21 protein-coding genes are annotated in these 23,174 nt (G+C 62.9%); 12 read left to right on the top strand and 9 right to left on the bottom strand.

The features are described from left to right. Window positions 1-5 precede the first annotated feature (5 nt). Window positions 6-566, top strand: a complete 561-nt coding sequence (locus C8348_RS15030) for a regulatory protein RecX (RefSeq protein ID WP_106754166.1) — start codon at window positions 6-8, stop codon at window positions 564-566. 396 nt (window positions 567-962) lie between these two features. On the opposite strand, the gene arfB is transcribed toward C8348_RS15030, so the two are convergent. From arfB to C8348_RS15015, 3 genes are read right to left on the bottom strand one after another with little or no spacing between them, the layout of a single operon-like run. Further along, window positions 963-1,469 carry an alternative ribosome rescue aminoacyl-tRNA hydrolase ArfB gene (gene arfB / locus C8348_RS15025; RefSeq protein WP_106754165.1) on the bottom strand — a complete coding sequence of 169 codons (507 nt, stop codon included), beginning with the start codon at window positions 1,467-1,469 and terminating at the stop codon, window positions 963-965. Further along, the gene (locus C8348_RS15020) at window positions 1,466-2,176 is read right to left on the bottom strand and encodes a TetR family transcriptional regulator C-terminal domain-containing protein (protein WP_198647071.1); all 711 of its coding nucleotides are present in this window, start codon (window positions 2,174-2,176) and stop codon (window positions 1,466-1,468) included. The genes arfB and C8348_RS15020 overlap by 4 nt, the downstream gene beginning before the upstream one ends. Further along, entirely contained in the window at window positions 2,173-2,838 is a 666-nt protein-coding gene (locus C8348_RS15015) for a TetR/AcrR family transcriptional regulator (protein WP_106754164.1), read from the bottom strand. Before C8348_RS15015 ends, C8348_RS15020 begins: the two co-directional genes overlap by 4 nt. Window positions 2,839-3,288: 450 nt before the next feature. Here C8348_RS15015 and aptA point away from each other — a divergent pair, with 450 nt between their 5' ends. The 10 genes from aptA to mazG all read left to right on the top strand — a co-directional run bounded on the left by aptA (window position 3,289) and on the right by mazG (window position 13,865). Next, window positions 3,289-4,623: an omega-aminotransferase AptA gene (aptA, locus tag C8348_RS15010; RefSeq protein ID WP_106754254.1), complete on the top strand. Its 1,335-nt coding sequence runs from the start codon at window positions 3,289-3,291 to the stop codon at window positions 4,621-4,623. 86 nt (window positions 4,624-4,709) lie between these two features. Next, window positions 4,710-6,206: a CoA-acylating methylmalonate-semialdehyde dehydrogenase gene (locus tag C8348_RS15005; protein WP_106754163.1), complete on the top strand. Its 1,497-nt coding sequence runs from the start codon at window positions 4,710-4,712 to the stop codon at window positions 6,204-6,206. 3 nt (window positions 6,207-6,209) lie between these two features. Then, on the top strand, window positions 6,210-6,653 hold the full coding sequence (locus tag C8348_RS21990) for a hypothetical protein (protein ID WP_157950440.1): 444 nt from the start codon (window positions 6,210-6,212) through the stop codon (window positions 6,651-6,653). A gap of 9 nt (window positions 6,654-6,662) precedes the next feature. Continuing rightward, window positions 6,663-7,913 (top strand): Zn-dependent hydrolase, encoded by a 1,251-nt coding sequence (locus C8348_RS15000; RefSeq protein WP_106754162.1) that lies wholly within the window; start codon window positions 6,663-6,665, stop codon window positions 7,911-7,913. Between the two features lie 229 nt (window positions 7,914-8,142). Then, the gene (hydA, locus tag C8348_RS14995) at window positions 8,143-9,600 is read left to right on the top strand and encodes a dihydropyrimidinase (RefSeq protein ID WP_106754161.1); all 1,458 of its coding nucleotides are present in this window, start codon (window positions 8,143-8,145) and stop codon (window positions 9,598-9,600) included. Window positions 9,601-9,609: 9 nt separating this feature from the next. Continuing rightward, window positions 9,610-9,993: a hypothetical protein gene (locus tag C8348_RS14990; RefSeq protein ID WP_106754160.1), complete on the top strand. Its 384-nt coding sequence runs from the start codon at window positions 9,610-9,612 to the stop codon at window positions 9,991-9,993. A gap of 76 nt (window positions 9,994-10,069) precedes the next feature. Continuing rightward, complete coding sequence (locus tag C8348_RS14985; RefSeq protein ID WP_106754159.1) at window positions 10,070-10,888, top strand: ABC transporter ATP-binding protein; 819 nt, start codon at window positions 10,070-10,072, stop codon at window positions 10,886-10,888. Then, complete coding sequence (locus C8348_RS14980; RefSeq protein WP_244294025.1) at window positions 10,878-11,795, top strand: ABC transporter permease; 918 nt, start codon at window positions 10,878-10,880, stop codon at window positions 11,793-11,795. Before C8348_RS14985 ends, C8348_RS14980 begins: the two co-directional genes overlap by 11 nt. Continuing rightward, window positions 11,792-12,937: an ABC transporter permease gene (locus C8348_RS14975; RefSeq protein WP_106754158.1), complete on the top strand. Its 1,146-nt coding sequence runs from the start codon at window positions 11,792-11,794 to the stop codon at window positions 12,935-12,937. The genes C8348_RS14980 and C8348_RS14975 overlap by 4 nt, the downstream gene beginning before the upstream one ends. Window positions 12,938-13,025: 88 nt before the next feature. Then, on the top strand, window positions 13,026-13,865 hold the full coding sequence (gene mazG / locus C8348_RS14970; RefSeq protein ID WP_106754157.1) for a nucleoside triphosphate pyrophosphohydrolase: 840 nt from the start codon (window positions 13,026-13,028) through the stop codon (window positions 13,863-13,865). A gap of 264 nt (window positions 13,866-14,129) precedes the next feature. On the opposite strand, the gene hflX is transcribed toward mazG, so the two are convergent. The 6 genes from hflX to C8348_RS14940 form a co-directional block, all read right to left on the bottom strand. Continuing rightward, window positions 14,130-15,455: a GTPase HflX gene (hflX, locus tag C8348_RS14965; RefSeq protein ID WP_106754156.1), complete on the bottom strand. Its 1,326-nt coding sequence runs from the start codon at window positions 15,453-15,455 to the stop codon at window positions 14,130-14,132. A gap of 81 nt (window positions 15,456-15,536) precedes the next feature. Next, complete coding sequence (gene hfq / locus C8348_RS14960) at window positions 15,537-15,794, bottom strand: RNA chaperone Hfq (protein WP_106754155.1); 258 nt, start codon at window positions 15,792-15,794, stop codon at window positions 15,537-15,539. A gap of 171 nt (window positions 15,795-15,965) precedes the next feature. Beyond that, complete coding sequence (locus tag C8348_RS14955; RefSeq protein WP_106754154.1) at window positions 15,966-16,832, bottom strand: D-amino-acid transaminase; 867 nt, start codon at window positions 16,830-16,832, stop codon at window positions 15,966-15,968. 43 nt (window positions 16,833-16,875) lie between these two features. Next, window positions 16,876-18,252 (bottom strand): Trk system potassium transporter TrkA, encoded by a 1,377-nt coding sequence (gene trkA, locus C8348_RS14950; protein WP_106754153.1) that lies wholly within the window; start codon window positions 18,250-18,252, stop codon window positions 16,876-16,878. Between the two features lie 41 nt (window positions 18,253-18,293). Then, a complete protein-coding gene (gene ntrX, locus C8348_RS14945; RefSeq protein ID WP_106754152.1) occupies window positions 18,294-19,661 on the bottom strand; it encodes a nitrogen assimilation response regulator NtrX in 1,368 nt (455 codons plus the stop codon). Further along, window positions 19,651-21,921, bottom strand: a complete 2,271-nt coding sequence (locus C8348_RS14940; protein ID WP_106754151.1) for a sensor histidine kinase NtrY-like — start codon at window positions 21,919-21,921, stop codon at window positions 19,651-19,653. The genes ntrX and C8348_RS14940 overlap by 11 nt, the downstream gene beginning before the upstream one ends. Window positions 21,922-22,185: 264 nt before the next feature. Between C8348_RS14940 and C8348_RS14935 the strand changes: the two genes are divergently transcribed. Then, window positions 22,186-23,169, top strand: coding sequence for an HlyD family secretion protein (locus tag C8348_RS14935; RefSeq protein WP_106754150.1), 984 nt, complete (start codon window positions 22,186-22,188; stop codon window positions 23,167-23,169). Window positions 23,170-23,174: the final 5 nt, after the last annotated feature.

Here is a 23,174-nt window from a genome sequence, read left to right as displayed (position 1 = left end):
CGCCCATGTCCGACCTCGCAAAACCTGTGCGCAAGAAGCCACGCGTGCCAACTGAAGAGCGGCTGACGCGGATCACGCTGGCCTATCTGGAGCGCTACGCCACGTCACTCGCCAACCTGCGCCGGGTGCTGACACGGCGTGTCGAGAAGGCAGCCAGGGCACATGAGCGCGATGTGGCCGAGTTTCTTCCGCTCGTCGAGATCGTACTGGAGAAAGCCGCTCGGTCTGGCCTCGTCAATGACGAGGTCTATGCCGAGACAAAGGCGGCCAGCCTGCGCCGCAAGGGCGCGTCCAGCCGCCAGATCACCGCGAAACTAAGTGCCCGTGGGGTCAGCCGCAACGTCATCGAGGAAACGCTCGCCCGCGATGACACCGATGCGGCCGCAGCCGCCCGCCGCTATGCACAGCGCCGCCGCCTTGGTCCCTGGCGCAAGGGATGGTCTGAGGAAGACGATGCCGCCCGCCGCGACCGCGACCGCAAGGACCTTGCGGCGCTGTGCCGTGCCGGCCATGGGCTGGACGCGGCACGCAAGGCACTGCAGGGTGCCGAGGACGAGTTGGGGTAAGCGTCGCCATCCAGACGCTTCGAGAGCCTTGGTTGCGGCGGTCTTGGTGGGCGATCGTGGCGGAAATCCCGGCATGAAATGAACAGGTGGCTGGCACAGGGATACGAGCCGACCAAGGTGTACAAATCAAACTATCCGAGTATGTTCCATAATATATCTTATGCGAATTACGGATCAGGTCAGAGCCGTGTGTGCATGTTGCCGTCGACAGCCCCCCGGAACGACGCTCACGAGTGCTGCTACAGGCCAGAACAGCCCTTCTTGCGCCGGGACGAGCGAGACAGTTCCGGTTGCCATTCAGCTGCCTCGGCTTTCCGGTCCCGGGTCTCGTTACACTCGCCCGGGATGACGCCGAGGTTGGGACAGGGCCGGCTGTCGCGCCAGCTCAAGTCCCGCTCAGTCGCTGTCCGGCCGTCCGCTGCGCAGCTTCTTGATGCCGCCGCGTTGTTTCTTCGTGTCGACACGGCGCTTCTTGGAGGCGAGCGTCGGACGGGTTGCCTTGCGCGGCTTGTCGCGGTGTGCGGCCTTGACCAGAAGCTCGATCAGCCGGGCCAGCGCATCCTCGCGGTTTTGTTCGCGCGTGCGGAACCGGTCGGCCTGAATGAGGATTTCGCCGGCCTGTGTCAGGCGACTTCCGGCCAGTTCCCCTGCCCGTTGCTTCACATCGTCCGGCAACGTACGGTTGTTGTCAAGTTGAAAACGCAACTGAACCGCCGTCGAGACCTTGTTGACGTTCTGGCCGCCCGGACCGGAGGCGCGGATGAACTCCTCGCTGAGGTCGCGCTCGTCAATATGCAGCCGTCCCTTGATCGTGATGCGGCGGCTTTCCGGCGCGATCTCGAGCGGCCTTGGCGACGGTGGACCCGGCGGCGCGGGCGGCACTGGAGGCACCCGGTCGCTCATGCCAGCACGCCTCCGAGAATGGTGGCGACCAGCGCTGCTTCTGCCTCGCCGCGGAAAGCCTCGTCCTTCAGCGTCTTGCCGGTGAGCGCAAGAACCTGCGTTTCGAAGTCGGCATAGTGCTGCGTCGCGGACCAGATGAGGAAAATCAGATGCACCGGCTCCACATGCGGCTTGAGTTTGCCTGCCGCGATCCAGGCGCGGATGACGGCTGCCTTTTCGCTCACCAGCTGGCGCAGCGAGCCCTGCAGCACGGGTTTCACCTGCGGCGCTCCTTGCAGGATCTCGGAGGCAAAAAGACGTGATGCCTCAGGCCACTCGGCTGAAATCTTCAACTTCTGCCGGATGTAATCCGCCAGCTCTGCCGCCGGATCGCCGGTGATATCCAGCATGCGCAGCGGTGCCAGCCAGGTGTCGAGGATGTGTTCCAGCACGGCCTCGTAGATCGCCGTCTTGGTCGGGTAGTAGTAGAGCAGGTTCGATTTCGACATCCCTGCCCCGGCGGCGATCTTCTCGATCGTCGCCCCGCCAAAGCCGAAACGAGAGAATTCCGAGAGACCGGCTTCGAGAATGCGGGCGCGGTTGCGTTCCTGGATGCGGGTCGGCTTCCCGTCGGTCTCGCCCAGTGCCTGCCGGGCCACTGGCGCACTGCGCAGGCCGGGCTTGCGCTTCAAGGGGGATGACTTCGGCGTGCTGCGCGTCGGGCTCATCGGGCTGCCCCCGCCTTGACGCTGCTTGCGGCCCTCGCCCGGATGCCGACACCGGACAGGATGATGCGCACCACGTTGTCCCTCGCGACGGCGAACTGGTCATCGCTCAGCGGCTTGCCGTCGTTCAGGGTCTCGATCTGGTGGATGAAGTCGGCGTAATGCTGCGTCGTCGACCAGATCATGTAGAGCAGCGTGCGCGGATCGACCGGATCCATGCGCCCTTCGCTCACCCAGCGCTCGATGATGGCGATGCGGGTGGCCGTCCATTCGCGCAGTGTCGTCTCGAGATAGTCCTGGATGACCGGCGCCCGGTGCAGGATCTCGTTGGCCCAGACTTTGGATCCCATCGGGTGCTGGCGCGAGATGTCCATCTTGGTGGTGATGTAATGGGTCAGCGCCTCCTCCGGGTCCTCGCAGTCGTCGAAGGAGTTGGCGGCATCAAGCCAGATCATGAAGATGTTCTCCACGACCTGGCGGTAGAGCGCTTCCTTGGTGGCGAAGTAGTAATGCAGGTTGGCTTTCGGGATCCCTGCCCGCTCGGCGATCATGCCGGTCGTTGCGCCCCGATAGCCATGCTCGGCAAACACGGCCTCTGCCGCCGACAGGATCGCCCGTTCCGTTTCCGCCCTTGCTGCACTTCTGGTGGACACCTTGCGATCCATGCGCTCCCGTTTCCCCTGCGTTCGGCAGGTCGTATTCCGGCAAGCGGGTGCCGGGAAAATCATCTGGCCGATGAAATTATCATCTTGACCGTTTGGTCAAGTATTCATAGGCTCAATTTGACCGTTTGGTCAGGTTTCATGGACGCCTCGTCCCGGCTGCATAGCCTGGACAGGATGTCATTGAAAGCCAGCCATGGTCCAACGACAAGCGTCAAGATCCGAACATAATGGACGGCGCGATCCAGAGAGACAACCGGACCTGCCAGCGCCGTCAAGAGAGCGGCAGGACCAGTGGGAACAGCACGATTGGAAAAACTGAAGACGATCCCGGACAAGTCCGCCCGCCGCTGCTAGGCTCGGGTGCTTTCCGCGTTCGGCTCGATCCGTCCGCGTGCGCTGAATGCTGCTGCCAAGACCGGTCCGCAAGCGATGGACCGGCAAGGAGGAACCATGTCTGATACGGCTGCAACCGCTGCCATTCCGAACAATCTTGAAGCTTTCTGGATGCCGTTCACTGCCAACCGGCAGTTCAAGAAGGCCCCACGCATGTTCGTGGGCGCCAAGGACATGCACTACACCACCGCTGACGGCCGCCAGGTGCTGGACGGCACTGCGGGTCTGTGGTGCTGCAACGCCGGCCATGGCCGCCCGCGCATCGTTGAGGCCGTGCAACGCCAAGTGGCCGAGATGGACTATGCGCCGGCCTTCCAGATGGGCCATCCGCGCGCCTTCGAGCTGGCCGCTCGCCTGGCTGCCCTGCTGCCCTCCCCGCTTGACCATGTGTTCTTCACCGGCTCCGGCTCGGAAAGCGTCGACACGGCGCTGAAGATTGCGCTCGCCTATCAGCGCGCCATCGGCCAGGGGTCGCGCACGCGTCTCATCGGCCGCGAGCGCGGCTATCATGGCGTCGGCTTTGGCGGCATCTCGGTTGGCGGCATCGTCAACAACCGCAAGCATTTCGGCACCATGCTGGGCGGTGTCGACCACATTCGCCACACCCATGATCCGGCCCGCAACGCTTTCACCCGCGGCGAACCGGAGCACGGCGCCGAGTTTGCTGATGACCTGATCAAGGTCATCCAGCTGCATGATCCCTCGACCATTGCCGCTGTCATCGTCGAGCCGGTGGCTGGCTCCACCGGCGTGCTGATCCCGCCGAAGGGCTACCTGAAGCGCCTGCGCGAAATCTGCGACCAGCACGGCATCCTCCTGATCTTCGACGAGGTTATCACCGGCTTCGGGCGTCTCGGCACCGGCTTTGCGACGGACTATTTCGGCGTGGTTCCGGACCTGATCACCACCGCCAAGGGCATCACCTCCGGCGTGATCCCGATGGGCGCGGTGTTCTGCAGCAGCAAGATCTACGAGACCTTCATGACGGGTCCGGAACACATGATCGAGCTGTTCCACGGCTATACATACTCGGCGCATCCGGTTGCCTGCGCTGCCGCCCTCGGCACGCTCGACACTTACGAGGAAGAAGGCCTCCTGACCCGCGCGGCAGAGCTTGCCTCCTACTGGGAAGATGCGGTGCATTCGCTCAAGGACTGCCCGAAGGTCATCGACGTGCGCAACCTCGGCCTGATCGGTGCCATCGAGCTGGAATCGATCCCCGGTGAGCCGACCAAGCGGGCGTTCTCGGCCTTCCTCAAGGCCTATGACGACGGCCTCCTGATCCGCACCACCGGCGACATCATTGCCCTGTCGCCGCCGCTGATCATCTCCAAGGCGCAGATCGACGAGCTGTTCGGCAAGCTGCGCACCGTGCTTCAGAGCAATATCTGACAAGGCACTCCTGGCCCGCGCGGATACGCGCGGGCCCTTCCAGACAAGACAACAAGTCCGCCAGGGACAGTCCGGGGATCCAGACCATGAAGAAGATCAACAACGCCATCGGCGGCCGCGAAGTCGTGTCGAATTCCGGGCGCGTCGCGCCGGTGTTCAACCCGGCAACGGGCGAACAGGTGGCCGAGCTGGGGCTGTCGTCGGCAGCCGACGTGGCGGACGCCATTGCGGTGGCCAAGGCCGCCTTCCCGGCCTGGCGCGACACGCCGCCGCTGAAGCGCGCCCGCTTCATGTTCCGCTTCAAGGAACTGCTCACCGAAAACACCGACGCCATTGCCCGCGCGATTTCCGCCGAACACGGCAAGACGCATGACGACGCGCTTGGCGAAGTGGCGCGCGGTATCGAGGTGGTGGAGTTCGCCTGCGGCATCCCGCATCTTCTGAAGGGTGAGTTTGCCCGCAACGTCGGCCCGGCCATCGACAGCTACTGCGACCGCCAGCCGCTCGGCGTCGTTGCCGGCATCACGCCGTTCAACTTCCCGGCCATGGTGCCGCTGTGGATGTATCCGATCTCGGTCGCCTGCGGGAACACCTTCATCCTGAAGCCGTCCGAGCGCGATCCCTCCGCAGTCATGTTTGTCTACGACCTGTTCCGGCAGGCGGGCTTCCCCGAGGGCGTGCTCAATGTCGTTCATGGCGACAAGGAAGCCGTCGATGTGCTCCTGAAGCACCCGGACGTGAAGGCGATCTCCTTCGTCGGCTCCACGCCGATTGCCGAATATGTCTATTCCACCGGCACCGCCCATGGAAAACGCGTGCATGCGCTTGGCGGGGCCAAGAACCACATGATCATCATGCCGGACGCCGACATGGACCAGGCGGCCGACGCGCTGATGGGCGCGGGCTATGGCTCGGCCGGCGAGCGCTGCATGGCCATTTCCGTCGCAGTTCCGATCGGCGAGAAGACAGCGGACGCGCTGGTTGAAAAGCTCATCCCCCGCGTCGAGGCGCTGAAGATCGGTCCGGCCACGGACAAGTCGGCCGACATGGGCCCGGTGATCACCGAGGCGCACAAGCGCAAGGTGCTGGGTTACATCGACCAAGGCGTCAAGGAAGGCGCCAAGCTGCTGGTCGATGGCCGCGGCTTCAATCTGCAGGGCTACGAGAACGGCTATTTCGTCGGCGGCACCCTGTTCGACCGGGTGACGAAGGACATGACGATCTACAAGGAAGAGATCTTCGGTCCGGTGCTCTCGGTCGTGCGGGCCAAGGGCTACGAGGAAGCCCTGACGCTGATCAACGAGCATGAATACGGCAACGGCACCGCGATCTTCACCCGCGATGGTGACGCGGCCCGGGCCTTTGCCGACCGGATCGAGGTCGGCATGGTCGGCATCAACGTGCCGATCCCGGTGCCGGTGGCCTATTTCTCCTTCGGCGGCTGGAAGCGGTCGCTGTTCGGCGATCACTCGATTTACGGGCCGGAAGGCGTGCGCTTCAACACGCGCATGAAGACGGTGACAACCCGCTGGCCGGCCGGCATCAAGGACGGCGCGGTCTTCACCTTCCCCAGCCTGGATTGAAAAATGTCAGTCACTGCAAAAATCAGCACAAAGTACAAAAATAGAAGCGGCGCATATAAAAGTTTAGATACAAACTTTTTCAATAACATGACGGTTTTGATGTCTCAAAGTTTTGGCGACAAAAACGACATCGAGTCCGGAGAACTATATATACTTCGTAATGAAATTAATAAGAAAAGTATTTTTAGATATTTAGTTCTATCTCGGGAATTTGATCAAGATCAGAATATTGTATGCGTGGATGGAGTTTTTAGAAAAATTCTTGAAGTAAAAGATGGACATGATGTGAGCATTAGAAAATTTGGTTCATATGATTGGATAAATTTGCTTAGAGCATACCGCAGTATGTCGACAGTTACGCGCATAAATTATTGGTTTATGTGGTTTGGCGTCGTTCTAAGTTCGTTTCTTGGAGCTTCCATCGGGGCTTTAGTTAGCAAACTTTAGGAGTAGCAAATGGCAGCACTCGGACAAAACCTCAGGATCAACCCGGACCGGCTCTGGGACAGTCTGATGGACATGGCGAAGATAGGGCCGGGGATCGCGGGCGGCAACAACCGTCAGACCCTGACGGATGCCGACGCCGAAGGCCGCAGGCTGTTCCAGTCCTGGTGCGAGGACGCCGGCCTGACGATGGGCGTCGACAAGATGGGGACGATGTTCCTGACCCGCCCAGGCACCGATCCGGACGCCCTGCCCGTCTTTGTCGGCTCGCATCTCGACACCCAGCCGACCGGCGGCAAGTATGACGGCGTGCTCGGTGTTCTGGCCGGCCTTGAGGTGGTGCGCACGCTGAACGACCTCGGCATCAGGACGAAGCACCCGATCGTCGTCACCAACTGGGCCAACGAGGAAGGCGCGCGCTTTGCCCCCGCAATGCTGGCCTCCGGCGTCTTTGCCGGCGTGCACAGTCTTGACTATGCCTATGGCCGCAAGGACCCGGAGGGCAAGACCTACGGCGAGGAGCTGAAGCGCATCGGCTGGGTCGGCGAGGAAGAGGTGGGCGCGCGCAAGATGCACGCCTATTTCGAACTGCACATCGAGCAGGGCCCGATCCTGGAGGCCGAAGACAAGCAGATCGGCGTCGTCACCCATTGCCAGGGCCTGTGGTGGCTGGAGTTCACGCTGACGGGCCGCGAGGCGCACACCGGCTCCACGCCGATGAACCTGCGCGTCAATGCAGGCCTCGCCATGGCGCGGATCATGGAAATGGTCCAGACCGTGGCGATGGAGAACCAGCCCGGCGCGGTCGGCGGCGTCGGCCAGGTGAACTTCTCGCCCAACTCGCGCAACGTGCTGCCGGGCAAGGTCGTCTTCACGGTCGACATCCGCACGCCAGATCTCGCCAAGCTCAACGCCATGCGCGCCCGCATCGAAACGGAAGCGGCCGAAATCTGCGAGGCGCTTGGCGTCGGCTGTGCGGTCGAAGCCGTCGGTCATTTCGATCCGGTGACCTTCGATCCGAAACTAGTGTCCAGCGTGCGGGCGGCAGCTGAGCGGCTCGGCTACAGCCACATGGATCTGATTTCCGGCGCGGGCCACGACGCCTGCTGGGCGGCCAAGGTCGCACCTGCCACAATGATCATGTGCCCTTGCGTCGGCGGCCTGTCGCACAACGAGGCGGAGGACATCTCGAAGGACTGGGCCGGCGCCGGCTGCGACGTGCTGCTGCATGCAGTGCTGGAGACGGCGGAAGTGGTTGGGTGAGTGATGCGGCTGGTGGCCTGTTCGGTGCTTGATCCGCGCCGTCCCGGCCTTGAGCCGGGACCCGTGAGGAGCGCTTCGGGTCGAGACGCATTTGATCTACGGGTGGTGGCGAGAACTTCTAGCCCGGATTTACTTCACATGACAGGTCCCGGCTCAAGGCCGGGACGGCGCGGGTGTTCCGGGGAGCGCAGGAAACACCGACAGCGCTGAAACGAAAAGGGGAACAGACATGGCAAGCACTGTGATCAAGGGCGGCACCGTGGTGACCGCTGATCTGACTTACGAAGCCGACGTGAAGGTCGAGGGCGGCAGGATCGTCGAGATCGGCAAGGGCCTTTCCGGCGACAAGGTGCTGGACGCGACCGGCTGCTACGTCATGCCCGGTGGCATCGACCCGCATGTCCACCTCGAAATGCCCTTCATGGGCACCTATTCGGCCGATGACTTTGAAAGCGGCACCCGCGCCGGGCTTGCCGGCGGCACCACGATGGTGGTGGATTTCTGCCTGCCCTCCCCCGGCCAGTCGCTGCTCGACGCGCTGTCCATGTGGCACAACAAGACCAGCCGCGCGACGGCGGACTATTCATTCCACATGGCGGTCACCTGGTGGGGCGAACAGGTATTCAACGACATGGAGACCGTCGTGCGCCAGAAGGGCATCAATTCCTTCAAGCACTTCATGGCCTACAAGGGCGCGCTGATGGTGGATGACGACGAGATGTTCTCCTCGTTCCAGCGCTGCGCGGAACTGGGGGCGCTTGCCATGGTCCATGCCGAGAACGGCGACGTGGTGGCCCAGATGCAGGCCAAGCTTCTGGCAGAAGGCAACACCGGACCTGAGGCGCACGCCTATTCGCGGCCCGCAGAGGTCGAGGGCGAGGCCACCAACCGCGCCATCATGATCGCCGATATGGCGGGCGTGCCGCTTTATGTGGTGCATTTGTCCTGCGAGCAGAGCCACGAGGCCGTGCGCCGCGCCCGGGCCAAGGGAATGCGCGTCTTTGGCGAGCCGCTGATCCAGCATCTGACGCTCGATGACAGCGAATATGCCAATCCGGACTGGGACCATGCCGCCCGCCGCGTCATGTCGCCCCCGTTCCGCAACAAGATGCATCAGGACAGCCTGTGGGCCGGCCTTTCCTCGGGCTCGTTGCAGGTGGTGGCGACGGACCACTGCGCTTTCACCACGGCGCAAAAGCGCACGGGGCTCGGCAACTTCACCCAGATCCCGAATGGCACCGGGGGACTTGAAGACCGCATGCCGATGCTGTGGACCTATGGTGTTGCGACCGGCCGCCTGACGATGAACGAGTTCGTCGCTGCGACCTCGACCAACATCGCCAAGATCCTCAACATGTATCCGAGGAAGGGCGCGATCCTTGTGGGCGCGGACGCGGACATTGTCGTCTGGGACCCGAACAGGGAAAAGACGATCTCGGCCGCCAGCCAGCAATCCTCCATCGATTACAACGTCTTCGAGGGCAAGCATGTGAAGGGCCTGCCGCGCTTCACGCTGACCCGCGGCCATGTGGCCATTGAAGAGACGAAGGTCAACACCCGGGAAGGCCACGGCGAATTCGTCGCCCGCCCGCCGGTCACAGCCGTCAACAAGGCCCTGTCGACCTGGAAGGACCTGGTCGCACCGCGCAAGGTGGAACGCAGCGGCATTCCCGCCAGCGGGGTTTGAGGGTCAACCATGGCGATTCCTACGCTTTTACCAAGTGTCATTCTCCTGGCCCTGGCGGCCGGCAGCGCAATGGCGACAGACAATCCGGTGGTTATTGACGGACGTTATGGCGATGAGGCGGGCTGTCATTTCGCGGCGACAGGCAACTCCAGTGGGGACGGCTTCTTCTTTCTGATGGATGATGAGGGCGTTGCAACGGCCGTATCCTACTGCGCCTTTTCCGCCGACCGGAAAGCTGTCGCAGCCACAATCGAAATCAGCGCGCAATGCCATGAAGAGGGAGAGGAAGGTACCGTGCCGATCACCCTCACGCTCTCGCGGCAAGGAGACAGCTTTGAGGTGAGTTTGCCCGACGGGACGCGCTGGGGGCCGCTGAAACGGTGTCTGCCCTGACCGGAATGACGATCCAGAGACATCCGCCCGACACGGGACTAACCCGGCAGCGGACGCGCAGCAACAGCGGGGAACAATGAGTGTGACGAGCGGAGCAGTGGACCGGCCGGCGTCCGTCCAGCCGGTGATTTCGGCGAAGGATCTGTGCCTGACCTTCGAGACCAATGACGGACCGGTGCATGCCCTGTCCAACATCGAGCTGACGATTGACGAGGGGGATTTTGTCTCCTTCATCGGTCCGTCGGGCTGCGGCAAGACCACGCTCTTGCGGGTCATCGCCGATCTGGAGCAGCCGACTTCCGGCAAGATCGCTGTCAATGGCATGAGCCCGGAAGAGGCGCGGTTGAACCGGGCCTATGGCTATGTGTTCCAGGCACCCGCGCTTTACCCCTGGCGGACCATCGCCGGCAATGTCGCCCTGCCGCTGGAGATCATGGGACTGGACGCGAAGGAGCGTGAAGAGCGCATCGCGCGCAACATGGAGCTGGTCAACCTCAAGGGCTTCGAGAAGAAATATCCGTGGCAGCTCTCCGGCGGCATGCAGCAGCGCGCCTCCATTGCCCGCGCGCTTGCCGTCGAGCCGAAGCTGCTGCTAATGGACGAGCCCTTCGGCGCCCTCGACGAGATCGTGCGCGATCACCTGAATGACCAGTTGCACCAGCTCTGGGCCAAGACCAACAAGACGGTGGTCTTCGTCACCCACTCGATCCCGGAAGCGGTCTATCTTTCTACCAAGATCGTGGTGCTCTGCCCGCGTCCGGGCCGCATCTATGACGTGATCGAAAGCGACCTGCCCCGCCAGCGCACGCTCGATATCCGCGAGACGCCGGAGTTCCTGAAGATCGCCCACCGCGTTCGCGAGGGGCTGAAGGCAGGGCACAGCTATGACGACTGAGGCCGCCGTCCGCCCCCTTTCCCCCTTTGCCGGGCTTATGTCCGGCACGATCGGCCCTGTGCTGGTGGTTGTGCTCGGGCTCATCGCCATCTGGTATGTGGCGACCGTGGCCCTCAACGCCCCATTCCAGCGCGACATCTATGCCCGCGCCGGGCAGACGGATGTACCGTTTTCGCAGATGGTCGCCGATACGCTGGCGCAGGAGCGGCCGGTCCTGCCCTCGCCGCATCAGGTGGCGATCGAGATCTGGGACACGACCGTCAACAAGAAGGTCACCTCCAACCGCAGCCTGATCTATCACACCGGCATCACCCTCTCCTCGACTCTGACCGGCTTCGTCATGGGCACGCTGCTGGGGATCGGTCTTGCAATCCTAGTGGTGCATTCGCGGGTGCTGGACAAGTCGCTGATGCCCTGGGTGATCTCGTCGCAAACCATACCGATCCTGGCCATCGCGCCAATGATCATCGTCGTGCTGAACGCCATTGGCATTTCCGGCCTCATGCCGAAGGCTATGATCTCGACCTATCTGTCGTTCTTTCCCGTCACAGTTGGCATGGTGAAAGGGCTACGCTCACCGGAGCTCATTCACATCGATCTGATGCGCACCTACAGCGCCAGCGAGGCCGAGACTTTCTGGAAGCTGCGGCTGCCCTATGCGGTGCCTTATCTGTTTGCCTCGATGAAAGTCGGCATTGCTGCCAGCCTCGTCGGTGCCATCGTCGGTGAGCTGCCGACAGGGGCTGTCGCCGGTCTTGGCGCTCGCCTTCTCGCCGGCTCCTACTACGGCCAGACGGTTCAGATCTGGTCGGCGCTGGTCCTCGCATCGGTGGTCGCCGGCAGTCTGGTGGCGCTGATCGGCCTGCTGGAAAAGGCAACGCTTGCGAAAATGGGGATGAACCGATGAGCTCGATCGCCACCAGCCGTCCCCGGTTCGACACGCCCGCGCGCCTTGCCATCGGGGTGCTGGTCTTCGCCGTGCTCGGCCTCACCGGCACGGCCTTTCAGCCCGACCTTGGCTCGCTCGATTTGCCGCGCCTGTCCATCGTCGTCACGGTGCTCGCCATTCTTGGCGTGCGCTACAGCCTCGGCTTTGCCCGGCATCGCCTCGGTGATGTCATCATCGGCCTCGTCACGATCCTGTCGGCCTGGTTTCTGGTCGAGACAGTCGGCAACCATCAGGGACTGGCAGCTCCGGGGTTCTGGTTTCTCACCATTGCCACCTGGTTCGCGAGCTGGCTGTTCGTGGAGCGAATGGCGCATTGGCGGGGCCTGTCGCCCTTCGCCCAAAAGCTGGTCAACCTTGCGATCCCGCTGATCTTCGGCATCACATTGCTGGTGCTGTGGCAACTGGTCGTGGTCGGTGCCGGCATCCCGCAGGTGCTGCTGCCCTCCCCCGGTGCCATCGGCACGCGGCTGGTCAGCTCGGTGCCGGTGCTCTGGGCCGACTTCCAGCAGACCTTCCTGAAGGCGGTGCTCGCCGGTTATGCCATAGGCTGTGGCAGCGCCTTTGTGGTGGCCATCCTGATCGACCGGGTGCCGTTCCTGCGCCGGGGCCTGCTGCCCATCGGCAACCTGGTCTCGGCCCTGCCGATCATCGGCGTCGCCCCGATCATGGTGATGTGGTTCGGCTTCGACTGGCCGTCCAAGGCGGCGGTCGTCATCATCATGACCTTCTTCCCGATGCTGGTGAACACGGTGGCAGGGCTTGCCGCAGCTGACGCCATGCAGAAGGACCTGATGCGCACCTACGCAGCCTCCTACTGGCAGACGCTCATCAAGCTGCGCCTGCCGATGGCCCTGCCCTTCATCTTCAACGCGCTGAAGATCAACTCCACCCTCGCCATGATCGGCGCCATCGTGGCCGAGTTCTTCGGCACGCCAATCGTCGGCATGGGGTTCCGCATCTCCACCGAAGTGGGGCGCATGAACCTCGACATGGTGTGGGCCGAGATCGCGGTCGCCGCGCTCGCCGGGTCGCTGTTCTATGCGGCCGTTGCCCTGATCGAGCGCATCGCCACGTTCTGGCATCCCTCGCAGCGCGGCTGAACGGGCCGAACCGGCATAGGCACCTGGCCGGGAAGCCTGTAGGCTCCCGGCCAGGTGATTCCGTCTTATCTGCCCAGCGAGGACCGCCATGAAGCCCGGCCGCGACATTTCCGTTCTGATCGACATCATGGCAGCGCTGCGCACCCCGGTTACGGGCTGCCCCTGGGACCTGGAACAGGATTTCTCCACCATCGCCCCCTACACGGTCGAGGAAGCCTATGAGGTCGCCGAGGCGATCAGCCGCGATGATCTCGATGACCTGCGCGAGGAACTGGGCGATCTGCTGTTGCAGGTGGTCTACCATTCCCGCATGGCGGAGGAACAGGGCGCGTTCAGCTTCCCCGACGTGGTGGAAGCGATCACGAAGAAGATGATCCGCCGGCATCCGCATGTCTTCGGCGATGAGAGCGCCCGCACCTCCGGCATGGCCAAGGGCATGTGGGACCGGATCAAGGCCGAGGAAAAGGCCGAGCGCAAGGAGCGCCGCGCGGCCCTTGGAATGGCCGATACGGAACCTGGCTATCTCGATGCGGTGTCCTCCGCCTTCCCTGCCCTTATGGAAGCTGAAAAAATCCAGCGGCGGGCCGCCCGCGTCGGCTTCGACTGGGACAGCTTCGCGCCCGTGATCGCCAAGATCCGCGAGGAGCTGGACGAGCTGGAAGCCGAGCTGAAGGACCACACGGCGCCGGCTGTCACCGGAAACGTGCCGGATGCAATCAAGGACGAGATGGGCGACGTGCTGTTTGCGCTGGCGAACCTTGCCCGTCATCTGGAAGTGGAACCGGAGGACGCGCTGAAGCGGACCAATGCCAAGTTCCGCCGCCGCTTTGCCGCCATCGAGGTCGAAGCCACCCGCCGCGGCGTTGCGCTGGAGGACATGACGCTCGATGAGATGGAAGCGGTGTGGCAGGCGGCGAAGGGGAAGTGAATGGCCGAGTTGCCGCGGAATTAGACCCAGTTATTCAAAATTGGATCCGAGCAAATGAAAAAGAATTAGGTTCAGCAATAGTTTTCGCTGCACTGTCGACGGCTATCTTTTGCGCAATCTCATTTTCGCTGATTTGGAAAGCAGATTATTTATTCTTTGCGGTTGTAGTCGCTACATATTTTCCGATTAGCTTGATTGGTTGGTACTTAATGGCACGGAAGGTCAAGTCACAACAATAAATGTACGGGCTGCCGTGACGCTTGACTAATCCGCCCCTTCAATGAACGCGCCATAGCGCGCTCGGAAGTTGCCGCGCTGCTTGTCGGAGACGCGGACGGTCAGCTCGATGCCCTCGTCCCCGTCCTCGCGCGCCAGAACCTCGGAGATCTGGTAGAGGCCGGCCAGCAGGTGACCGTCGGTGACGGGCAGAACGAGATCGAACCGGTCATCGCCAAGGGCAACGAAATTCTCGATCCGCTCCAGCAAGGCGTCGACACCGTCGCCGGTGAGGGCTGACAGGGCGATGGCGCCCTCAGGGCCATTGGCGGCGAGGAGCTTGTCGCGCCGCTCACCGTCCAGGCAGTCGATCTTGTTCCAGACCTCGACGATGGGCGCGCCAGTCTGCGGGCTGACGCCAAGGGCCTCCAGCGTCCGCGAGACGTCGACGGCCTGCGCCTCGGTGTCGAGATGGCTGATGTCGCGGACATGCAGGATGAGATCGGCTTCCAGTACCTCTTCCAGCGTCGCGCGGAAGGCGGCGACCAGATGGGTCGGCAGTTCCGAGATGAAGCCCACGGTGTCGGAGAGGATGACCTCGCGGCCATGCGGCAACTTGATCCGGCGCAGGGTCGGGTCAAGGGTTGCGAACAGCAGGTCCTTGGCAAAGACCTCGGACGAGGTCAGCCGGTTGAACAGCGTCGACTTGCCGGCATTGGTGTAGCCGACGAGCGCCACCACGGGCTGGGGGATCTTCTTGCGCTTCTTGCGATGCAGGTCGCGGGTGCGGCGCACCTGCTCCAGTTCGCGCTCCAGCCGCAGGATCTTGTCCTGGATCTGGCGGCGGTCGGCCTCGATCTGGGTTTCGCCCGGGCCGCCCATGAAGCCGACACCACCGCGCTGGCGTTCAAGGTGGGTCCAGGAGCGCACGAGCCGGCTTTTCTGCCAGCTGAGATGGGCCAGATCGACCTGCAGCCTGCCTTCCTTGGTGCGGGCACGATCACCGAAGATTTCCAGGATCAGACCGGTCCGGTCGATCACCTTGGTCTTCAGCTCCTTTTCCAGGTTGCGTTGCTGGATCGGCGTCAGCGCGTGGTCGACGACGACCACATCGACCTCATGCGCCTCGACCAGGGCCGCGATCTCCTCGACCTTACCTGTGCCGAGCAGGGTTGCCGGGCGGCGCTTGGGGATCTTGACGATGAGGGCGTCGACGATCTCGAGTTCAATGGCCGCGCACAGGCCAACCGCTTCCTCGAGCCGAGCTTCCGGCGTGCGGACGGCAGAGGCATCGGTCTCGCTGCCGCGTGCCGTCTTGTCGGCCGTGATCGGCTCGATCACGAGGGTGCGGGAAATCGGCGTGCGCCGGTCCATGTCCGGCCCACGTTCGCCCGGCGCAGTCTCGCCGCGCCGGCGTTCGCCCGATGGGCCCTCAGATCTGGGAGTTTGCGTCAATCAGGCGCCCGCTTTGTCGGAGCCTTCTTCGCCCGGCTCGAACAGCTGAACCGGACCATTGGGCATGATCGTCGAAATTGCGTGCTTGTAGACCAGCTGCGAATGTCCGTCACGGCGCAGCAGGACGCAGAAATTGTCGAACCAGGTCACAACACCCTGCAACTTGACACCGTTGATCAGGAAGATTGTAAGCGGGATCTTCTGCTTGCGAAGATGATTGAGGAAGGTGTCTTGGAGATTCTGCGCACGCTCAGCCATGAGTCTTCTTATCCTGTATCTGCCACATGCGGCCGGGGCATCTGGCAATTGCTTTTTTTACGCAGGGGAGCGAGGCCTTGAACACAAACGCTGCCGCCTCTCCCGGCTGCACCGGGTCCGCCTTGAGACTATATCAAGTCAGCTATGCTGCCCCACTACTATTTCACACGTTTAGCGGATTTCTTCCAGATGGCTCGCGGTGTGAAACGCCTGCCGCAAGCCGGTCGCAACGCTGCCCGGATGCCCGTTGCCGATTGGCCGGCCATCCAGTTGAACAACCGGCATCACAAGCGTGGACGCTGCCGTGACAAAGGCCTCCCGCGCCTCGAATGCCTCATCGAGCGTAAAGGCCCGTTCCTCGAAGCGGATGCCCTCGCGCGCGACCAGATCCAGCACCACCGCCCGGGTGATCCCTTTGAGGATGCCGCTCTCGGCCGGCCGAGTCACCAATACGCCGTCCTTCGTCACGATCCAGGCATTGGTCGAACCGCCCTCGGTGACATGACCGGTTGCATCCACATACCAGGCCTCCTTCGCGCCCTGTTCCCGCGCGTATTGCTTGGCCAATACGTTGGGGAGCAGGCCGACAGTCTTGATGTCGACACGCGGCCAGCGGTTTTCCGGATGGCTTACAACAGCAATCCCGGTCTCGGCCTGCTTGTCGCCCGCGCGGGGGTTGGTCGACTTCGATGTAATCACAAGCGATGGCGCGACATCATCGGCCGGGAAGAAGTGATCGCGCCGGGCCACACCGCGGGTCACCTGCATGTAGACAAGGCCATGACGGACCCGGTTGCGCCGGATCACTTCCTTCATGACAAAGGTCAGCGCGCGTCGCGACATCGGCATGGCGATGCGCAATTCCCGCAAGGACCGCTCAAGGCGGTCCAGATGGCGCGGGCCATCGACCAGATTGCCCTGCCAGACCTCGCAGACCTCATAGACACCGTCGGCAAACTGATAGCCACGGTCCTCGATATGCACTGAAGCGGAAGCGTGGGCGGCGTATTCGCCGTTCACATAAGCAATTCGGCTCATGATCTTGTCCCTGAAACACTCTGAAAGGGGCGAGCCTTGCGGCTCAGAAAAACTCGAGGCTGACGCGGAACATCTGTTCGACCTGGCGCACGCGATTGGCCATGGCAAAGATGACGATCCGGTCGCGCGCCTGGATCTGCATCCCGCCATTCGGCATCAGCACCTTGCCGGCGCGGAACACCGCACCGATCCTGATCCCGTCCGGAAGGTCGATGTCGCGCAACGGCCGGCCGACCAGCGGCGAGGTCTCAAGCGCCTCGGCCTCGATCACCTCAGCCGCACCATTCTGCAGTGAATGCACGCCGCGAATACGGCCGCGCCGGACATGCTGCAGGATGCGCGAGATCGTGACCGTGCGCGGGCTGATATAGGCATCAATTCCGAGCGCATTGGCAAAGGCCGGATAGCTCGGGTTGTTGAGCAGCGACAGATTGCGCCGGCAGCCCATCTTTTTAGCCATGACGCAGGACAGGATGTTGACCTCGTCATCATTGGTCAGGGCCACCATTGTATCGGCGGCCGAAACGTCGGCTTCCTCGAGGATGGCCTGGTCAAGGGCCGAGCCATGCAGGATGACCGAACGCTTCAGCTCGTTGGCGATGCCGACTGCCCGTTCACGCGAGGATTCGATCACCTTGATGCGTGTCTTCGACTGTCGCTGTTCCAGCGCCTTGGCAACATAAAGGCCGATGTTGCCGCCGCCGGCGATGACGACACGATTGGCCTCAGGCTCCTCGTGCCCGAAAATACCAAGGGTCCGGCGCACCTGATCGCGCCGGGCGACCACATAGGCAAGGTCATCGACGAGAAGCTGGTCGGAACTCTTGGGAACGAACAACTTGCCGCTACGAAACACGCCGACAACGACCGCGCCAAGGTCCGGGAACAGGTCGGTAAGTTGCTGCAGAGGTGTATCGACCACGGGGCAGTCTTCCTGGCAGACGATGCCCACCATAACCACCTGGTCATCGGCGAAACGCACGGTTTCCGCAGCGCCCGGCAGGGCCAGACGGCGCAGCACCATGTCCCCCACCTCGATTTCCGGCGAGATGATGACGTCGATCGGCAGATGCTCACGGGCGAACAGGTTGCTCCAGCGGCCCTGCAGGTAGCTCTGGGCGCGCACGCGGGCGACCTTGGTCGGCACGTTGAACAGGGAATGGGCCACCTGGCAGGCGACCATGTTCACCTCGTCATAGAGAGTGACGGCGATGATCATGTCGGCCTGGTCGGCACCGGCCTGCGCCAGCACGTCCGGATGGGCACCGTTGCCGACAAAGCCGCGCACATCGAGCTGGTCACTGATGGCGTTGACGAGCTTGGGCGAGGAATCGATCACCGAGACATCGTTCTGCTCAGCCGCCAGACGCTCCGCAATGCCGTAACCGACCTGCCCTGCCCCGCAAATAACGACCTTCATCGGACTGAACTCCGGATAGACTCACCGCGCCAAGACGCGCTTCACGATAGCCCTAGCGACTTCAGCTTGCGATGCAAGGCCGATCGTTCCATTCCAACGAATTCGGCCGTGCGCGAAATGTTGCCGCCAAAGCGCTTGATCTGCGCCTGCAGATAGTCCCGCTCGAAGATTTCCCGCGCCTCGCGCAGGGGCACGGACATCAGGTGATCCCCGCCACCATTCGACGGCAGGTTGGGCAACATCGCACCCACTTCCGCTGGCAACAGATCGGCCGTGATGACCGCAGCCGGATCGGCGCGGGTCAGGATCATCAGTCGTTCGACATTGTTACGCAACTGGCGGATGTTGCCCGGCCAGTCGTGGGTCTGCAGCACGGCCATGGCGTCCTCGCCGATCCGGCGCATCGGCAGGCCGGCGCTGGAGGATATCTGTTCCATGAAATGCCGCACCAGCACGGGCACGTCCTCGCGCCGTTCGGCAAGGCCCGGCACCCGGAGCGGCACGACACCGAGACGGTGATACAGGTCCTCGCGGAACGCGCCGTTGGCGATCTCATGTTCGAGATTGCGCGCAGTCGATGACAGGATGCGGATGTCAACCTGGACGCGGGTGGCCCCGCCGACACGGGTAAAGGTCTGGTCCACGAGCACGCGCAGGATCTTGCCCTGGGTCTCGCGTGGCATGTCGGCGACCTCGTCGAGGTAGAGCGTGCCGCCATGCGCTTCTTCCAGCGCGCCAACCTTGCGCAGGTTGCCCTTGTCATCCTCGATGCCGAACAGCTCTTCTTCCATGCGCTCGGCCGTGATGGTGGCGGCGTTGAGGGCGACGAAGGGGCCTTTCGCGCGCGGTGACAGGTCATGGATCATGCGCGCCGCAAGCTCCTTGCCCGCGCCCGACGGTCCGGAAATCAGGATGCGGCTGTTGGTGCCGGCAATGCGCTCAATGGTCTGCCGCAACTGATGAATGGCATGGGACTCGCCGATCAGCTTGGCTGTATCGCCGGAGCGCTGCTTCAGGTCGCGGATTTCCCGGCGCAGGTTCGAGGCCTCGAGCGCCCGCTCGGTGATGAGGAGCAGACGGTCGGCCTTGAACGGCTTCTCGATATAGTCGTAAGCGCCGCGCTTGATCGCTGAAACGGCCGTCTCGACATTGCCGTGGCCGGAGATGATGACGACCGGCAGATCCTTGTCCTGCGCCTTGATCTCGTCGAGGAGCGCCAGTCCGTCCAGCCGGCTGCCCTGAAGCCAGATGTCGAGGACCACCAGGGACGGACGGCGGTCCTTGATGGCGGCAAGCGCCGTGTCGCTATCGGAGGCCGTCCGCGTTCCGTAGCCTTCGTCGTCGAGGATGCCCGCGATCATCTCGCGGATGTCCGTCTCGTCGTCCACGATCAGGATGTCATAGGCCATGGCCGGTCACTTCTTCTTTTCTGATGTCCTGGTTTGGCGAACTGGCAGGCCCCTCAACTGCCAGTTCCTGCGGTCCGATGATCAACCGGACCAATGCCCCGCTTTCGCCCTCGCTGGTGCCCGGCGCATCGAGCAGTTCGATGCCACCCCCGTGGTCTTCCATGATCTTGCGCACGATCGCAAGTCCGAGCCCGGTGCCCTTTTCCCGGGTCGTCATGTAAGGCTCCAGGAGCCGCTGGCGATTTTCTGTCGGCAGGCCGACACCATTGTCGATCACGTCGATCACCTGCCGGTCGCCCTCGGCCCGCAGAACGATGCGGATCCGGCCCTTGGGCAGGTTCTCCCCGGTACGGCCCGTGACGGCTTCGGCTGCATTCTTGATCACGTTGGTGAGCGCCTGCCCGATCAGGCGCTGGTCGACAAAGCCCTCGATCGGACCTTCGGGAAGCTCGGTACGGATCTCGATCTCCGGGTTGCCGACCGTCTGCAGGAAGGCGGCCTCGCGCACCATGTTGCGCAGATCCGCCCGGGCCTTGGCCGGCTTGCGCATGCGGGCGAAGGACGAAAACTCGTCGACCATTTGCCCAATGTCACCGACCTGTCGGATGATCGTGTCGATGCACTGGTCAAAGACGGAACGGTCGTCCTCGACCTTCTTGCCATAGCGGCGCCGGATACGTTCGGCCGATAACTGGATCGGCGTCAGCGGGTTCTTGATTTCATGCGCAATGCGGCGGGCCACGTCCGCCCAGGCCGAATTGCGCTGCGCCGAGACAAGGTCCGTAATGTCGTCGAGCGTCACCACATAGCCATGCTCGCGGCGGGTCGACTGCTCGGTGGTAATGCGCACATTGACAGTGCGCTCGCGGCCGCCACGCACCAGCGTGATCTGGGTTTCCTTGAAACGCTCGGTCTCCTTGTGGATCGCGACGGCGACGCACTCGGCCAGCTCCGGAATGACCTCGGCAATGGGCAGGTCGAGCGCATCGCTCTCCTCGATCTGCAACAGGGCACGTGCTGAGCGATTGACCAGCGTGATCGCCCCCTCGTCGTCTATGCCGATGACAGACGCCGTCACGCCGGACAGCACGGCCTCGGTAAAGCGGCGGCGGCGGTCGATCTGTTCGTTTGCGGCCAGAAGCGCATCGCGCTGGCCGCGCAACTGCCCCGTCATGTTGTTGAAGGTTGATCCGAGATTGGCCAGATCGCCTTCAGATTTTTCGGTTACGACCTCGACATAGAGATTGCCCTTGGAGACCTGGTCGGCGGCCGAGATAAGCCGGCGGATCGGTGCGACCAGACGGCTGGAGAAGCCGAAGCCGATCCAGATGGCCGACAAAAGCAGGATCAGGGCGACACCAAGATAGATCAGTGCAAAGGCCACCTGCGCCCCGAAGCGTGTCTCTTCCATCTTGCTGTATTCGGTCGCCCCTTCTTCGGCGAGGCGCAGATACTCAGTGACCCGCGGATCCATGCCACGCGTCACATAGAGATACATGCCCTCAAAGGACTCCAGTTTCATCACACCGCCGACCAGGTTGGAGGTGCCCGGCGCAATCAGGATCGGCTCGCCATCGGTCGCCTTGGCGTAAATGTCCTTGGGGGGCAGCAGGATGTTGGCGCGCGGATCCAGCACGACACGGGTCACCACCGTGCCGTCTTCCTTCATCACGAAGGCCGCAAGCAGGCCACGCACCTGGGCCTGGGCCGTGAAGAACGAATCAAACCGGGTCGGTTCGTAGTCATAGATGCCTCGGGCCCTGTCGACATCGCTGACCATCGCGGTCAGGTCGGCTCGCAGCACATGGGCATGTTCCTGAAGATAGGCCTGGGCCACAGTCAGCGCGTTGTCGATGATCTGGCGGGTGCGCTGTTCGAACCATCGATCCAGCCCCTGGTCCAGGGTAATCGTGGCAACGACGGCCATCAGCAGCGCAGGGACTGCGGCGATCAGGCTGAACATTGCGACGATGCGCACATGCAGCCGGGCGGCCGCCCTGCCCTTGCGCCGCGCCTGCAGCAATTTGTAGATCTCGAGAAGAATGGCGGCAACCAGCCCGCTGGCGAGCAGGCCATTGACCAGCATCGACAACTTGACGACCTGCTGTGTCGGCTCGATCGGAGTTGCACCGGTGAGCACCATGAAGGTGATGCCGATCGAGGCCAGCGACAGGATCATCACCGCCAGACCGATCCGCCGCCCGATCCGGCCACGCCGGCTTTGATCCACATCCGCGCGCGGATCACGTTCCAGTATCATCCGTCCTCATCGCGTTTCGGCTGAAGGGTCATCGGGTGGCGAGACCGGGGCAATTGCGGCGCCAGCAAGTCAATCTGACGCGGGCAAGCCACCGGAAGCGACATGGTTACCACACCTTGTTGCCAAATTGCGACAGGATTGCGACCAGACACCCGGCAAGGACCGCCATGATCCGCAGCACTACGGAGGGTATGTTGCATTGCAAGCTGTTAGCACCCGCCGCATAACTCTCCAAGGAGATCCTGAGGTTGAGGGGCAGACAAGATGACCGCACGCGGACGGATTTTAGCTCTGGTGGCACTGGTTCTCATCGCCGGAGCAGCTGGCGGGTGGTGGTGGTGGCAGGGCCGTTCGACCTTGCCGGAGAGCATTGCCACGGCGAATGGACGAATCGAGGCGGAAACCGTCCAGATCGCGACCCGCACCGGTGGTCGCGTGATGGAGGTGATGGTTGCCGAAGGCGATCTGGTTGCGGCCGGTCAGGTCCTCGCCCGGGTCGATACGTCGGAACTGGACGCCATGCGGCGCGGGGCAATGGCACAGGAGGCGGCATCACGTGAGGCCGTGAACACGGTTCTGGCCCAGATCATCCAGCGCGAAAGCGAACTGAAATACGCAGACCAGGCGCTGGAACGCGCCCGCACGCTGCTCGGCAATGGCCATATTTCGCAGCAGGAAGTGGACCAGCGCCAGACCGCCCGCGAAACAGCTACTGCTGCCCTTACGGCCGTCAAGGCCCAGCTTGCCAATGCCGAAAACACCGTACTTGCGGCGGCAGCGGAAGTTGGCCGGATTACGACCCTGATCAACGACAGCACGCTGACCGCCCCGATTGCCGGACGCGTTCAGTACCGGCTGGCAGAACCGGGGGAAGTGGTCGCGGCCGGTGGACGGGTGTTGACGCTGCTCAACCTTGGCGATGTCTACATGACCGTCTTCCTACCGACCGGCAGCGTCGGGCGTGTGCTGATCGGAGCCGAGGCGCGGATCGTGCTGGATGCGGCCCCTGAATTCGTCATCCCGGCCTCTGTGTCCTTCGTTGCCGCCGATGCGCAGTTCACCCCGCGCGAGGTGGAGACGCGGTCCGAACGGGACAAGCTGATGTTCCGCGTCAAGCTGAAGATCGATCCGGCCCTGCTCGCCCAGCATATCGACAAGGTCCGCACCGGCCTGCCCGGTGAGGCCTATGTCATGATGGCGCCGCCCGTACCGTGGCCGTCGACGCTCGAAGTTCGCTTGCCGCAATAGCCGTG

The organism is Pannonibacter carbonis, assembly GCF_003012935.1.
Taxonomy (GTDB): domain Bacteria; phylum Pseudomonadota; class Alphaproteobacteria; order Rhizobiales; family Stappiaceae; genus Pannonibacter; species Pannonibacter carbonis.
This window is presented reverse-complemented; position numbering and strand designations above follow the sequence as displayed.